The 13,782-nt window shown below is 43.2% G+C and carries 15 protein-coding genes, 2 tRNA genes and 1 other annotated feature; of the genes, 6 read left to right on the forward strand and 11 right to left on the reverse strand.

Annotated features, from left to right (window positions below):
• The first annotated feature begins 31 nt into the window (after positions 1–31).
• From ACNPNW_RS19090 to ACNPNW_RS19100, 3 genes are all read left to right on the forward strand, one after another.
• Positions 32–1,303 (forward strand): hypothetical protein, encoded by a 1,272-nt coding sequence (locus tag ACNPNW_RS19090; protein WP_005102952.1) that lies wholly within the window; start codon positions 32–34, stop codon positions 1,301–1,303.
• A gap of 125 nt (positions 1,304–1,428) precedes the next feature.
• A complete protein-coding gene (locus tag ACNPNW_RS19095) occupies positions 1,429–1,626 on the forward strand; it encodes a hypothetical protein (protein ID WP_005102954.1) in 198 nt (65 codons plus the stop codon).
• A gap of 87 nt (positions 1,627–1,713) precedes the next feature.
• On the forward strand, positions 1,714–2,670 hold the full coding sequence (locus tag ACNPNW_RS19100) for a 2-hydroxyacid dehydrogenase (RefSeq protein WP_005102955.1): 957 nt from the start codon (positions 1,714–1,716) through the stop codon (positions 2,668–2,670).
• Positions 2,671–2,734: 64 nt separating this feature from the next.
• Here ACNPNW_RS19100 and ACNPNW_RS19105 read toward each other — a convergent pair whose 3' ends face one another.
• The 7 genes from ACNPNW_RS19105 to glyQ form a co-directional block, all read right to left on the reverse strand.
• The gene (locus ACNPNW_RS19105; RefSeq protein ID WP_005102957.1) at positions 2,735–3,217 is read right to left on the reverse strand and encodes a hypothetical protein; all 483 of its coding nucleotides are present in this window, start codon (positions 3,215–3,217) and stop codon (positions 2,735–2,737) included.
• Between the two features lie 229 nt (positions 3,218–3,446).
• Positions 3,447–3,836 carry a hypothetical protein gene (locus ACNPNW_RS19110; RefSeq protein ID WP_004278545.1) on the reverse strand — a complete coding sequence of 130 codons (390 nt, stop codon included), beginning with the start codon at positions 3,834–3,836 and terminating at the stop codon, positions 3,447–3,449.
• A 72-nt stretch (positions 3,837–3,908) separates the two neighbouring features.
• Positions 3,909–4,124, reverse strand: coding sequence for a hypothetical protein (locus tag ACNPNW_RS19115; RefSeq protein WP_374952273.1), 216 nt, complete (start codon positions 4,122–4,124; stop codon positions 3,909–3,911).
• Positions 4,125–4,240: 116 nt separating this feature from the next.
• Positions 4,241–5,460, reverse strand: a protein-coding gene (locus tag ACNPNW_RS19120; protein ID WP_168526798.1) for an IS3 family transposase whose coding sequence is annotated in 2 segments (ribosomal slippage) — positions 4,241–5,184 and positions 5,184–5,460 — 1,221 coding nt in all. Because the reading frame shifts where the segments join, the coding sequence is not laid out codon by codon here.
• Positions 5,069–5,185: a sequence feature (AL1L pseudoknot), on the reverse strand. It overlaps the preceding gene by 117 nt.
• 101 nt (positions 5,461–5,561) lie before the next feature.
• Entirely contained in the window at positions 5,562–5,732 is a 171-nt protein-coding gene (locus ACNPNW_RS19125; RefSeq protein WP_017398057.1) for a hypothetical protein, read from the reverse strand.
• Positions 5,733–5,799: 67 nt separating this feature from the next.
• Positions 5,800–7,869, reverse strand: coding sequence for a glycine--tRNA ligase subunit beta (gene glyS / locus ACNPNW_RS19130; protein WP_005267524.1), 2,070 nt, complete (start codon positions 7,867–7,869; stop codon positions 5,800–5,802).
• On the reverse strand, positions 7,869–8,852 hold the full coding sequence (glyQ, locus tag ACNPNW_RS19135; protein WP_005102966.1) for a glycine--tRNA ligase subunit alpha: 984 nt from the start codon (positions 8,850–8,852) through the stop codon (positions 7,869–7,871). Before glyQ ends, glyS begins: the two co-directional genes overlap by 1 nt.
• 312 nt (positions 8,853–9,164) lie before the next feature.
• Here glyQ and ACNPNW_RS19140 point away from each other — a divergent pair, with 312 nt between their 5' ends.
• Together ACNPNW_RS19140 and ACNPNW_RS19145 are read left to right on the forward strand one after the other, a co-directional pair.
• Positions 9,165–9,959 carry a transglutaminase-like domain-containing protein gene (locus ACNPNW_RS19140; protein ID WP_005102968.1) on the forward strand — a complete coding sequence of 265 codons (795 nt, stop codon included), beginning with the start codon at positions 9,165–9,167 and terminating at the stop codon, positions 9,957–9,959.
• Positions 9,960–10,217: 258 nt separating this feature from the next.
• Entirely contained in the window at positions 10,218–11,327 is a 1,110-nt protein-coding gene (locus ACNPNW_RS19145; protein ID WP_005102970.1) for an HPP family protein, read from the forward strand.
• Positions 11,328–11,364: 37 nt separating this feature from the next.
• Here the strand turns inward: ACNPNW_RS19145 and ACNPNW_RS19150 are convergent, their stop codons facing one another.
• Together ACNPNW_RS19150 and ACNPNW_RS19155 are read right to left on the reverse strand one after the other, a co-directional pair.
• On the reverse strand, positions 11,365–11,745 hold the full coding sequence (locus ACNPNW_RS19150; RefSeq protein WP_004278537.1) for a hypothetical protein: 381 nt from the start codon (positions 11,743–11,745) through the stop codon (positions 11,365–11,367).
• 405 nt (positions 11,746–12,150) lie between these two features.
• Positions 12,151–12,426: a PspC domain-containing protein gene (locus tag ACNPNW_RS19155; protein WP_004278536.1), complete on the reverse strand. Its 276-nt coding sequence runs from the start codon at positions 12,424–12,426 to the stop codon at positions 12,151–12,153.
• Positions 12,427–12,670: 244 nt separating this feature from the next.
• Between ACNPNW_RS19155 and ACNPNW_RS19160 the strand changes: the two genes are divergently transcribed.
• Positions 12,671–13,360: a hypothetical protein gene (locus ACNPNW_RS19160; protein ID WP_005102972.1), complete on the forward strand. Its 690-nt coding sequence runs from the start codon at positions 12,671–12,673 to the stop codon at positions 13,358–13,360.
• A gap of 182 nt (positions 13,361–13,542) precedes the next feature.
• On the opposite strand, the gene ACNPNW_RS19165 is transcribed toward ACNPNW_RS19160, so the two are convergent.
• Both ACNPNW_RS19165 and ACNPNW_RS19170 read right to left on the reverse strand, forming a co-directional pair.
• A tRNA-Lys gene (locus ACNPNW_RS19165) sits at positions 13,543–13,618 on the reverse strand.
• Between the two features lie 75 nt (positions 13,619–13,693).
• Positions 13,694–13,769 (reverse strand) — tRNA-Lys (locus ACNPNW_RS19170).
• Positions 13,770–13,782: the final 13 nt, after the last annotated feature.

The raw sequence follows: 13,782 nt of genomic DNA on the forward strand, positions 1-13,782 counted from the left end.
GAAGGGTTCGATTTACCAGCACGGGAAAGTTATGGACAAGCAGATTGTTTTTGAAGATGAACATATACGCGCGATTTTTATGCCGGGATCTTCTTCAGAACTAATTTTTTCATTTGGCGATTTGATTACCCGTGCCAAGGGCCTCAACATCAATGCAGAAAAGTCACTGGCGAAATTCGAGTTTAATGTGCTTGGCATTATGCCCAAGCATAAATCCTGGTTTCCGCAAGGTTCCATGTGGAACATGTTGCAAGCCATCGCAGATCTGATTGAGCCGTTTCAGCAGCGTATTGCCTATGGCGGTTCGATGGGCGGCTATGCTGCGATCAAGTATTCCCGTGCCTTGGGCGTACAACGGGTGGTGGCGATGGTGCCGCAATACTCGATCGATCCGGAAGATGTACATGATGCCCGTTATAACATGTTCTATCAGCCAGAGCTGAATACAAATATGCGGGTTGCAGCCGAAGATATCGACCCTGCGTGTGAATATATTATTGTCTATGATCCTTACTGTGCCGAAGATCGTGCCCATTATCTGAAATTAGAGGCGCTGATTCCGCATCATCATGTGCTGCATTTACCTTTTACCGGACATGATGCGATCGCAGTTTTGGCCAGTTCCGAATTGCTCTATGACTTTTTGGTGCATGAATATGAGCCAAGCTATTTCTATCAGAAAATGCGCCGGGTCAAGAAAAACAGCAAGTTCTATTATCGCAAGGTGATTGAAAATGTCTTGCCACGACACCGCATGGCTTTGGGACACATTCTGAAAAATAACGATCTGCAACTGGATAACCAGTTTTTTGATGCCAGCCAGAAACAGGTGATTTTGCGGGAACTGTTACGCAATAAACAGGTTGATCAGCATGACCTGCTCAAACTGGGCATTCATGTGAATTTGCCGCAGGAAAATCGTCAGTTGCTGTTGGACCAGTATGGGCATGGTCTGGTATTTAATGTCATCAGCCATAAAATCGAAAGTTATGCAGAAGGTGCAATTGCCCTGAACCATAAATTCCTGATTCCAATTTATGCCAAAGGTAATGGTTTATTGAGTATTAACCTGAATGATGAACGTTATCTGGTGGTGATGAATGACCGGCATATCATGAAGCTGATCAAGGAACAGGATGAACTCAGTCTGGGCATGCACCCGATTTTAATGAAGCGCTATAGTGATTTTTATATGTTTAGCTATAAGCAGCTGAATCTGAGTACCAATGAATATGGTGCTGCTGCTTTTATCGACGATAGTGACAAAAATACGCAGTTTGTGACGCACAGTGAGACAAATTAACTGAAAATTTTAATAAAAAACAATTACTTGACTTGTTATGGGCTTGGCATAATATAGAGATAAGCGGTATAAATAATAAACCAATTATATCGTTCCCGATGGTTGAAACGAAGAAGGGGATCTCTATGATGCAAGCGACTCGGATGATGCAAGTATGTTTTATCTTCGGTTTGGTTCTACCCAATCTGGCGCATGCAGAAACTGTGCATCCTGCAGTGATTATGGTCAGTGCATCCGTCATTTTTATGATTATTCTATCCGTGTATGTGGTGTATCGAATCCGCAAGTCATTACGTAACTATATGGATAAACCGCTGGATTAATTGTTCCAGTGGAAACAGGTTGAAAAGCCTTAATGACTTGTTTTAAATGACACACATAAATTGTCAAACAGGATTGAGGGAACAGCCATGAAAGCCGTTTATTTAGACTATGCTTCTTTAGACCAGCAGGATTTGGACTTTCAGGCACTGCATGCCGCATTTGATCCACTTGTTTTGTATCCGGCGACCTCGGCTGCCGAGATTGTATCCCGTGTAGCTGATGTCGATGTCATCATAACCAATAAAGTCGTGATCGATGCAGCTACCATTCAACAATGCCCTGAGCTTAAACTCATTTTAATCTCTGCAACCGGTACCAATAATGTCGACCTTACGGCGGCCAAAGCACGTGGGATCGTGGTGTGTAACTGTCAGGCCTATGGTACTTCGGCAGTCGCGCAGCATACGATCATGTTGATGCTCAATCTGGCGACTTCATTCTTGTCGTACCAACGTGTATTAGAACAAGGCGAATGGCAAAAAGCCAGCCAGTTCTGTTTGCTGGATGCGCCGATTGTCGAGCTGGCCGGAAAAACACTAGGCATTGTCGGTTATGGCGAATTGGGTCATGCGGTGGCGAAACTGGCCGAAGCCTTTGGCATGAAAGTTCTCATTGCTGTGCTGCCAAACCGTCCGGCGGATGCATCGCGTGTGCCATTTGCCGAGCTGCTTGCTCAAGTCGATTTTCTCAGTCTGCATTGTCCACTCACTGAGGATACCCGACATTTAATCAGTCATGCTGAACTGGATGCAATGAAAAGCAGTGCATTTTTAATTAACTGTGCGCGTGGTGGTATTGTCGATGAAGCTGCTTTGGCTGAGGCTCTGCGTGCATGCAAGATTGCCGGTGCTGCGACGGATGTTCTAACGGTAGAGCCACCGAAACAGGGTAATGTGCTACTCGATCCTACAATTCCGAACCTGATTGTGACACCACATAATGCCTGGGGCAGTGTCGATGCAAGACAACGCATTGTGGATCAGATGGTGGAAAATGTAGAAGCATTTAAACAAGGTCAGCCGATCCGACAGGTCAATTCATAGACCGCGTTGATACAAGGTAATAGTTTTATTTTCTAAAAATAAAAAAGCCCATTACGGGCTTTTTTTATAAATCGGTTACCGCATAACTGGTGGCTGAACCTGAACCAGATTGAGGCTGCATTTTTGGGGTGGTTGTTTGCTGTGGGGCAGCAGAGGGCTCACTTAAAGGCTGCTGAACAATAGCCGCCTGCTGTGAATTGCCACGCCAGACTTCTTTGGTCTGCTGGATTTTCTGACCGGTTTGCTGGGCTGCCTGAGTTGCACCCTGATCTACTTTTTGCAGTGTTTCCGAGGTTGCAGATTTGGTATTGCTCCAGGCCCGGTCTACCCCCGGCTTGATTTTGGCAATGCCTTTTTCCGTTGCTTCACCGACTTTCTCGGCGGTATTAATCACGCCTTCTTGTGCTTTATAGGCAAACACATGCAGCAAGTTCGGATTTTCACCATAGGGTTTAACCGGTTTGGCAGACTGAGTCGTGGTTTGTGCGAATGCTGGAACAGAAAGCATTAAAGCTGTCGTTAAAATAATTGGGGTTTTGATATTCATTATGGATCGACCTCGAATTCGTCTAAGTGCGGTCTGAGTTTGTTTTTCAGTGTAACGGATAATTGGTCAAAAACAATGAATATCCTGTGAAGAGTGCAGAGCTTTCAGGTTGATCTGTGCCGAAATATTGTAATTTTTAAAGAAAGGGCAGTAGAAATTAGCCCAAGTGTCGAATTGATTTTTAGCAAAATAAAAGCCCTGTTCTTAGACTAGAAACAAGGCGATCTTTTTAATCACATTGTGTCAGGGCATCTTTGGCGAAATGTTCGCGTAAGCTGACAAAGTTCTTCTGTACCCCTGCATCGTGCAGGTCAAATTTTTGTGCAGTGCTAGTACCGTCGCGCTGGAAAGTCGCTGAGCCGGCATCGATTAGAGTCATACCTTTAAATGACCATTGTTCAATGACACGGTTATTGCCAATATCACCGGTGAATTCAATCACGCATTTGTCGAGGAATTTGGTCAGTTTTGCCTTGTTGTTGGTGGTAGCTGGAACAACTTCGAGGTTTTGGACTTCCTGTAAGACGCCAACCTGAAGCTGTGGGATTTTTGGTGCAGATGTACAAGCTGTAACTGCGATACTCGCAAGACCAGTCAGAATGAGTGTTTTAAATTTCATATGATTCTTTCTTGTTGAGTGTTGTTAGGTTGAGTATAGGGAATCGGTTAGAAAATGACTATAGCTCAATGATTAACGATTCCAATCCTGCGTACGAATACGACCAGTTTGATAATAAATTGAGACTAATTCAATAAAATTTTTAAAGTCGGAATTTTCATTTAAAATTCGATTTATTGATTGCCAATCCACTTCTGGTCTCCGGCGAGCAGGAAGCAAAATTTCGCTTTCAGTAGGATTTTCAGGAATTAAAATTATTACACCAATACCATGGAGGGCTGAGAGCATACGAAGTTCTTCTTCAACTTCATTGGTAGAAATTGAGGTCGCAACTAAATATCCTTCATTTGCCCAACTAGAATTACTGAACCGTACCGGGTTTGTCGGAGACTTTTTTATTTAAGTTAGGCCACCTGACCTAACGGGTTAATCTTATCATAGTACATTGCTTCAAACTCAAAAGGCGATACATAACCCAGTGCACTGTGTACACGCTTTTTATTGAACCAATCTACCCAGTTTAGTGTCGCAAGTTGTACATCTGCTAAACCTTGCCAATCTGCTTTTAAATATTCAATCACCTCTGTTTTGTATAAGCCATTCACCGTTTCAGCCAGAGCATTATCGTATGAATCACCAGTTGTACCGACTGATGCTCGTAAATTTGCTGCTTCTAAACGATTGGTATAGCGAATAGAAAGATATTGAACACCTCTATCGGAATGATGAATCACATTCTTTGGCATGCCTCGATCGTGCAAGGCTTGCTCTAATGCATCGAGCACCATATCTGTATTCATCCGTGTCGATACTTTCCATCCAACAATTGCTCGTGAGAACACATCAATAATAAAGGCGGTATAGACCCAGCCTGAATGAGTTTGAATATACGTAAAGTCACTCACCCACAGTTGGTCAGGATGATCAGCATTAAAATTACGTTTCACTAAATCATCTGCTCTTTTTTGATCATCTCGGCTACGGGTGGTTTGTTTATTCTTACCACGCCAAACACCTTGTATACCTAGCTTCTGCATCAATCGAGCAACTGTACAACGTGCAATAATATAGCCTTCACGTTTCAATTGTTGCCAGACCTTACGCACACCATATCGACCTGAACTTTCTTTCCAAATTCGTTTAATTTGTTCAGCATGATGCTCATCATGTAGATCTCGTTTCGCTCGATGTTCTGGATTGTCCGCGAGATCTAAAGTTCGGTAATAGGTTGAAGCTGCGATCGGTAAAATCCTACAAATCGCATCAACACCATATCGATCTTTATTGTTATGGATGAAATCCACCATTATTTGTGTGGGCGGTCGAGCTCCGCCTGGGCGAAAAAAGCGGCTGCTTTACGTAGAATTTCATTGGCACGCTTTAATTCTTTAATTTCACGTTCCATTTGCTTCATTTTTTCTTGATCAGATATCTGTTGTACTTTAATAGGATTTTGCTGATCTAAATGCTTTTGATGCCAGGCACGAAGTGTTTCAGGAGTACAACCAATCTTAGGCGCAATTGCTGTGATTGCAGCCCAAGTAGAAGGATAATCTTTTTCAGATTCAATTAGTAATTGAACCGCTTTTTCTCTGATTTCAGGGGTATATTTTAATTTTGTCATCGGGGTAGTCTCTCAGAATATTGACTCTCCGACAAACCCGGTACGGTTCAAGGATTATTTTGAATTAAGTCTGGGAAAATACTATATAACTCTCGAATAACTTATTGTTTAAAAGCACTTTCATTGTTTTCAAATTTAATATTATTTCTTTTCTCAATATAGTCTTGAGGATATGTAGCAATTAATTTATCAGCAATAAATCTAGCTGTAAATTTTTGGTTAGGATTAGATTTTAAAAATTCTAATGCTTTTTGTGCTTGTGATAATTTCATATTATTGAGAAAAATAAAAAACCCCACTATTTCTAGCAGGGTTTTAATTTTATTTCAAATGTCTGACTTAGTGCTGTAATACCGAAATATCAGCCACTTTCGTAAACAAGCCTCGAAGCTGCGCAAGCATACGTAAACGGTTTGCTTTCAGGTCAGCATCATCAGCCATCACCATGACGCCGTCAAAGAACGCATCCACTGGCGCACGAAGTGCAGCAAGTGCAGACAACGCAGCAGTATAGTCTTTAGCAGCAAATAACGGCTCAACTTGAGGCGCAATTTTAGCAAGTTCAGCGAACAATGCTTTTTCAGCATCTTCAACCAAGTTTGCTTCAACTACAGCACCTTCAGGAGCAGTTTCTTTTGCCAAAATGTTCGCAACACGCTTGTTTGCAGCAGCAAGCGCAGCCGCTTCAGGCAATGCGCGGAAGTGATTGACCGCATTTACACGCTTGTCAAAATCAAGTGGAGATTTTGGCGACAAGGCTTGAACTGCCTGAATCACGTCTACTGCAACGCCTTGGTCTTCGTATTTCGCACGGTAACGACCTTCAAGGAATGCCACAGCATCCGCCAAAGTCTTGTCGTGATCTTTCAATACATCGCCATAAGCAGCAAGTGCAAGTTTGATCAAATCTTCAATTGAAACATCAAGCTCGTTTTCAGTCACAAGACGCAAAATACCAATTGCAGAACGACGTAGTGCAAATGGGTCTTTAGAACCTGTAGGCGCTTGACCAATACCGAAAATACCTGTGAGCGTATCTAAACGATCCGCAAGAGCAATGGTTGTACCAGTTTTGGTTTTCGGTAAAACGTCACCTGCGAATTTAGGTAAGTATTGCTCACCTAAAGACTCAGCCACTTCCGCATTTTCACCTTCAAGACGTGCGTAGTAAGTCCCTGCAATCCCTTGAAGTTCAGGGAATTCACCCACAAGCTCAGAGGTTAAATCGCATTTTGCAAGAAGTGCCGCTTTTTCAGCATCTTCCGCTTTTGCACCTGTAATAGGCGCAAGCGCAACAGCCAATTTTGCAATACGTTCAGACTTGTTCCAAAGCGTACCAAGCTCTGCTTGGAACACCATGTTCGCAAGTTTTTCTTTACGAGACGCAAGCGGTTGCTTTTGATCTTGCAAGAAGAAGAATTCAGCATCAGACAAACGTGGGCGAACCACTTTTTCGTTACCTTCAATAATTTGTGTCGGGTCTTTCGACTCAATGTTTGACACAGTAATGAAGTACGGTTGAAGTTTATTGTCGCTATTCACCAAACAGAAGTATTTTTGGTTGTCCTGCATCGTCGTAATTAATGCTTCTTGAGGAACAGCAAGGAAGCGTTCTTCAAAGCTTGCACGTAGCGCAACAGGCCATTCAACCAATGCAGTCACTTCGTCACGAAGATCACTTGGTACAATTGCGATGGCATTCACTTCATCCGCCAATGCTTTCACTTGTTGGTCGATGATCGCTTGACGCTCTTCAAAAGAAGCCACAACATGCGCTGCTTTTAACTTCGCAAGGTATTCGTCAGCATGCGCTAAAGTGATCGCTTCAGGCGCGTGGAAACGGTGACCATACGTCACGTTACCCGCTTTATGATCTTGAATGGTTGCATCAATCACATCGTTATCTTTTAACAACACCACCCATTTTACGGGACGTACGAATTCAGTACGGCTTGCCGCAGAACGCATACGTTTTGCAATTGGAAGATTGTCCAAAGCATTTTGTAAAATTTGTGGTAGTAAAACGTCAAGGCTTTGACCTTTCACGTCTTTCAAGAAGCATACTTTTTCAACTTTACCCGCTTGGAAAGTCGAAACTTGGTCAACTGTGATGCCTTGACCACGCATAAAGCCTTCAAGGGCTTTAGTCGGGTTGCCTTCAGCATCAAATGCAGCTTGCTTCGCAGGGCCATCAAAACGTTTTTGTGTATCTGCTTGCGCAGCATCAACGTTGACGATTTTAAGTGCAAGACGACGTGGTGCTGCATAGGCTGCGATTGAATCGAAAGCAAGACCAGCATCTTTTAAGCCTTTTACGGTTTCTGCATGTAAGGCATCACGTAATTTTTTCAGGCTTTTTGGTGGAAGTTCTTCACAACCCAATTCGAACAAAACGGTATGTTTAGACATTATTTGCTCTCCTTGTTTGCTTCTTTCGCTTCTGCTTCAACTTGCGCTTTTAATTGTGCCAACACTTCATCACGTAATGCAGGTTCAGCCATTGGGAAACCAAGTTCCGCACGTGCAGCCACATAACTTTGTGCAATTGAACGTGCCAAGGTACGTACACGTAAAATATAACGTTGACGTTCAGTCACAGAAATCGCGCCACGCGCATCCAATAAGTTGAAGCTGTGTGATGCTTTCACGACTTGCTCATATGCAGGAAGTGGAAGTTTCGCTTCAATTAAGCGCGTTGCCTCAGCTTCGTAAAAATCGAACAATTCAAACATTTTTTCAACGTTGGCATATTCGAAGTTATAGGTCGATTGTTCCACTTCATTTTGATGGAATACATCACCATACGTTACCGTACCGAACTGACCTTTGGTCCAAACCAGATCGTAAACCGAATCTACACCTTGCAGATACATCGCAAGACGTTCAAGACCGTAAGTGATTTCACCAGTCACTGGGTAGCATTCAACACCACCGACTTGCTGGAAGTAGGTGAACTGAGTCACTTCCATACCGTTTAACCAAACTTCCCAACCTAAGCCCCAAGCACCCAGTGTTGGAGATTCCCAGTTGTCTTCTACGAAACGAATGTCGTGTACCAGTGGGTCAATACCAATCGCTTTTAATGAATCAAGATAAAGCTGCTGGATGTTGTCCGGGTTTGGCTTAAGCACCACCTGGAATTGGTAATAATGTTGCAAACGGTTCGGGTTTTCACCATAACGGCCATCTTTCGGACGGCGTGACGGTTGAACGTAAGCGGCATTCCAGGTTTCAGGACCCAGCGCACGAAGGAAAGTCGCAGTGTGGAATGTCCCTGCACCCATTTCCATATCATAAGGTTGCAAAATGACGCAGCCTTGCTCCGCCCAGTAAGTTTGTAAGGCAAGAATTAAGCCTTGGAAGGTATCAATATGCGATATGGCGCGACTCATGGTCATCCACTTAAAATTAGAGAAAAATTGTGCTCAATTATAAGGACTTTGCAGGGGAGTGGCAAAGGGTTAATGTGGGGATACTTTTCTGAAAAAAATAAAACAGGCTTAAAGGATACGCGGTATTTAGAGTCTTACTGCATTTTTAGCTTGGCTGGTCGATACGGGCCGAGCTGAAAATCAGGAATAAACCAGATGTATGGCATGCCGTTAACCGGAGAGTCATAAAGTTCAACGGATCTCATACGATTGCTGCTCTAAAATTAGTTTAATATTCACGCAATATAATAATGCTTAAAAATAAGGAACTTCATGACCACTTACCAAATTCAGTGCCATTTAAAATACAAGGTCGTGCAACCGACAGAATTTATTTTTATGCTTCAGGCGGCACATCATTCCGATCAGAAGATTCTCGAAGAACAACTCAGCTTTAATCTGCCGGTGGTATGGCATGAATTTCAGGATGCTCAGCATCAAAATCGTCATATCCGGCTACAGGTCGAACCCTGTGAGACTTTTGAGCTGAATTATACGGCGACAGTAGTCCATCATCCGAGCCTCTCTCTGGAACTTCAGCAGGGTCTGAAAGAAGTGGCCATTCCTGAGCTGCCCGATGAAGTATTGCCTTATTTGCTGGCCAGCCGTTATTGCAATTCGGATTTATTGCTGGAAATGGCGAAACGCTCATTTGGCTGGATGACACCAGGTTATACTCGGGTCAAAGCCATTGAACAGTGGATTTATAACAATATTTTTTATGTGTCTGGCAGTTCTGACCAGTTTACCACTGCCACAGATGTACTGGTGCATCGTGCAGGCGTATGTCGTGACTTCGCCCATTTAGGCATTGCCCTGTGCCGTGCCTTGGGAATTCCGGCACGCATGGTGGTCGGTTATGTGGAAATTGAAAAGTTTTTACCCGATTTTCATGCCATTTTTGAAGCCTATTTAGACGGTGGCTGGGTGCAGTTTGATCCGACCCGTTTGGCTCCGGTCGAAAATCTTATTCGGATCGGTACTGGAGTCGATGCCGGAGATGTGGCATTTTCAACCTATTATGGTGAGGTCGAACTGTTAAAAATCCAGCCCCTGATTCAAACCTGAATGAACGAGTAGGCCATAATAAAAACGATCTAGAAAATATCTAAGCAAAATGGTTTAAAAGGATTTATTCCATTTCAGAAGTAGGCGGAGATAGCACAGCCCCTATAAAAAATCTTGCTGAGTATTTTTAAGCTAAGCGAAATATTGTTTTAAAAAGCCTGCATTCGCGAATGATGAAAAGATGTAAAACACAGATGCCTTTCATCGGGCTTGGTTCTATAATGCCCAAAATCTATAAACAATAAGATTAGGCGCACTGTGTTTCACTCCCATCTCGACTGGCTCAATACCTTAAAACCGAATTTCAAAGTTCTTCCACTCAAAGACCGTTTGCTCTGCGGAGTTGGAGCACTATTGGGTTTGGTGGTTTCATCTTTGTTGAGTTTATGGATTCTGGGGGATTTTGAAGCCTGGTATATTGCCCCGATGGGCGCATCCTCGGTATTACTGTTTGCAGTGCCAGCCAGTCCTCTGGCACAGCCCTGGAATATTCTGGTCGGAAATACCATTGCTGCGGTGATTGGCGTGAGCTGTGCCTTGTTGATTGCCAGTCCGACTGAGGCTTTTAGTGTAGCCGTGGCCTTGGCGATCGTCCTGATGATGACCACAGATTCCCTGCATCCACCGAGTGGCGCCGTAGCGATTACCGCCGTGCTGGGTGGCCAGCCAGTACATGAACTGGGTTATGCCTTTGTATTTTATCCGGTGCTGCTCAATTCAATTCTGCTCATGGTGATTGCGATTGTCTTTAACCGGATGATTGGAAAGGATTATCCGCAGCAAGCCCAACTAAATACCCGCTCCAAAGATCCTACGCCCACCCAGAAAGTCACCATTCAACCGCAGGATATTCAGGAAGTCCTGGATCAGCGTACCGAGCTGCTGGACATCAGTGAATATGACCTGCAAAAAATTATTCTGGAGGCACAAAACCGCGCCAATGCGCGTGCAGTGCATGAATTTAGCTGCCAGGATATTATGACCAAGGATGTGGCAACCCTGCATGAAAATGATGATATTCAGCACGCACTGGACAAGTTCAAACAGATGAACCTGATGAGCCTGCCCGTCGTTAATGCCGATGAACAACTGGTCGGTACACTGGCAATGTATCAGGTGGTGGAATGGTTCAAGCGCGCTGCCGATGTGCGCAGTAGCTGGGAACATCAGGTCAAACATATCATGACCCGTAAGGTGATCACAGTGCAGCCTTTACAACCCATTCAGGATCTGGTGCCATATTTTGTCGAGCGTTCCTTCAACTATATTCCGGTGGTGAGCGAGCAGAAATTGGTGGGAATTATCAGCCGGGCAGACATGATTGCCGCACTCAATCAGGAGCTGAATCATTTTAAAATGAAAGCTTAAAACCGGATTAAAACAGAAGTTAACAGGCAGGGCGTGATCAACTCTGGTCAGCTTGCCAGCTGAGAAAACTGTAAAATAGTGCCATCGGCAGGGAAAAACACAGCAGAAACAAAAAATGGGAACTAAAATTTTCACTTGGAGGATGCGAGATATAAGCCAGAATCAGGGTTCCCAGTACGCAGCTCATTAAAATCGTGATGATATTAAACAGCTGATAATGGCATAGCAGCAGGTGAGTCACTAATAGAAAAGGAAAGACCATCACCCAGTAAGTCAGGCAGACAAAAAAGCTAATAAAAAGCGCTGCAAACAGACTCTTGAAAATGGAGAAAACCCCATAACTGACTTCATGAAATAGCGCATAAGGGAATAAAATTACAGCGATGATCAAAGGTGCAAGCGCGAGGTTAAATGTCATTTTCCAGGGAGAATTCTGGATCGGTCGGGATATGAACTGAAATATCTTATCCATAAATGATTTAACGCTTCTATGATTTTTAGACTATATGAAATTTATACTTTTTTATTTTTAGAGCATACACTTTTTACGATCAGCGACAGCTTAAAAATACGTTAAGTGAATGCTAAAAATATATTTAAGCAGATTTTTTTATATCAATCGCAGGATGCAGTTGATCTTGAATCAATCTGAAAGATAAACAGAGAGGCTAAAGCTCAGTCATCATAAAAGATAGGCAAAAAAAGCCACGATAACTTGGGGAAATTACCGTGGCATCAAAATTTCATCCCATTTAACCGGGGTGAAAGAGGAAGCTCTGCGATGAAACTGGTTAAGAACGCTTGTTAAAAATGACTGTACAGCTTAATAGCGTTTATCCTGATTCACTGTACGCACAGGATTTTGATAGCCCTGAGGTTGATGAACGCTGTCATGATCAATTCTGTACTGTTTTTTCGGCATGATTAACCACAACACCAGATAAACCAAAATACCCGGGAAGGCGGCACTCATGATTGAAATCACCACAAAAATTAGACGTAATAAATTTGCGTTCCAACCAAAACGTTCAGCAATACCACCCATCACACCTGCAATCATGTTTGAGCGGTTAGAGCGATATAAACCAACATTGGCCATTAAAATCTCCTGATTAAAAATAGGTGTGAATCCTAAAACTAGATCCATACTTAAAGAAATGGAGTTTGCTTAAGCTTTTTAAAGTGCTGATTAAAAATAAAATCGTTAAGTAATGTTAATAAAGATTAAAACCAGATCTAAGAGCTACTAACATAGTGAAAATTCTATTGAACTCTTGTGTAAAGTTCAGCAGCTTTGCTGTGTGCTTTTTGCTCGCCATTTTTCCTATTTAGGTTTATTAAAAATGAAATTGGATGTATCCCGTTGTACATTAAGCAGTTTTTTTAAATGTAGCCTGGTGTTGGGGAGTATGGTGATTTTGCAGGCTTGTGATCAGCAGCAAGTCAAACCTGAACAGGAAAGTCAGGCGACCTCAGAAGAAGGTGTTAAAATTTCCGCTGCCAATACAAAGGCCGATGTAGTGACCGTCAGTGCCAAATCCTTAACTCAGGTCGCAGGGCAGGCGACTCTTCCGGCAGAAGCTGATTTAAACCCGGCAACTGTACCAGAGGATGCCAAGGCGTTTATAGGCCGCTATCATACTGAAATCGACTGTGATGGCCGCTTTGCGCCTTGTACTGAAGGCAAGGCAGAATTTATTTTGACTTTACTACCGGACGGTACGGTGCATCGCAGCATTTTACAGTATGGCAAAGTATTTATTGATAATACCAAAAACAGCACGGCTCACAATATCACCTACCGTAAAGACCGCTGGTTTATCAATCCGGAACGTACCGATGTGGTGGTGAATCTCAAAGAAGGGGCGAGCTTTTACTATAAGATTAAAGATTCAAATCACTTGGTCATGAATCTGGAAAAAATCTATAGTGAAAAGGAAAGAACCAACCGGGAACTATTTGATCGCGGCTATCCGGCACCTTCAAAAGCCTATGAACTGGTCAAAGACACATCCTTTCATATTCAAAAATAATGCCCGATAAAAATCGGCTGATCTGGTCGAAAGCTTAATTCAAATACGATTTAGATTAGACAATAAAGGCGAGTGGTGGGGACGCGTGAGCATAAAATCTAGGCGCAGAAATACACGACCAAAACATCGCAATTTAATTAAAATATCATGAGGGAAATCAGAGAAACATTCTAAGGGAAGAATGGTGGGTCGTCCGCGATTCGAACGCGGGACCAACGGATTAAAAGTCCGCTGCTCTACCAGCTGAGCTAACGACCCTGAGGAATAAAAATGATAATGACCATTTTTATGACGCAAGAGTGTGGTGTACTTTTACGTGATCCTTTCGGAAGATGGTGGGTCGTCCGCGATTCGAACGCGGGACCAACGGATTAAAAGTCCGCTGCTCTACCAGCTGAGCTAACGACCCATCAAGGAATATC

Source organism: Acinetobacter endophylla, from assembly GCF_053543775.1.

Excerpts from the sequence above, each read along its gene's own strand:
- ACNPNW_RS19090 (WP_005102952.1), top strand. The coding sequence starts at position 32 with ATGGACAAGCAGATTGTTTTTGAAGATGAACATATACGCGCGATTTTT.
- ACNPNW_RS19095 (WP_005102954.1), top strand. The coding sequence starts at position 1,429 with ATGATGCAAGCGACTCGGATGATGCAAGTATGTTTTATCTTCGGTTTG.
- ACNPNW_RS19100 (WP_005102955.1), top strand. The coding sequence starts at position 1,714 with ATGAAAGCCGTTTATTTAGACTATGCTTCTTTAGACCAGCAGGATTTG.
- ACNPNW_RS19105 (WP_005102957.1), bottom strand. The coding sequence starts at position 3,217 with ATGAATATCAAAACCCCAATTATTTTAACGACAGCTTTAATGCTTTCT.
- ACNPNW_RS19110 (WP_004278545.1), bottom strand. The coding sequence starts at position 3,836 with ATGAAATTTAAAACACTCATTCTGACTGGTCTTGCGAGTATCGCAGTT.
- ACNPNW_RS19115 (WP_374952273.1), bottom strand. The coding sequence starts at position 4,124 with ATGCTCTCAGCCCTCCATGGTATTGGTGTAATAATTTTAATTCCTGAA.
- ACNPNW_RS19125 (WP_017398057.1), bottom strand. The coding sequence starts at position 5,732 with ATGAAATTATCACAAGCACAAAAAGCATTAGAATTTTTAAAATCTAAT.
- glyS (WP_005267524.1), bottom strand. The coding sequence starts at position 7,869 with ATGTCTAAACATACCGTTTTGTTCGAATTGGGTTGTGAAGAACTTCCA.
- glyQ (WP_005102966.1), bottom strand. The coding sequence starts at position 8,852 with ATGAGTCGCGCCATATCGCATATTGATACCTTCCAAGGCTTAATTCTT.
- ACNPNW_RS19140 (WP_005102968.1), top strand. The coding sequence starts at position 9,165 with ATGACCACTTACCAAATTCAGTGCCATTTAAAATACAAGGTCGTGCAA.
- ACNPNW_RS19150 (WP_004278537.1), bottom strand. The coding sequence starts at position 11,745 with ATGACATTTAACCTCGCGCTTGCACCTTTGATCATCGCTGTAATTTTA.
- ACNPNW_RS19155 (WP_004278536.1), bottom strand. The coding sequence starts at position 12,426 with ATGGCCAATGTTGGTTTATATCGCTCTAACCGCTCAAACATGATTGCA.
- ACNPNW_RS19160 (WP_005102972.1), top strand. The coding sequence starts at position 12,671 with ATGAAATTGGATGTATCCCGTTGTACATTAAGCAGTTTTTTTAAATGT.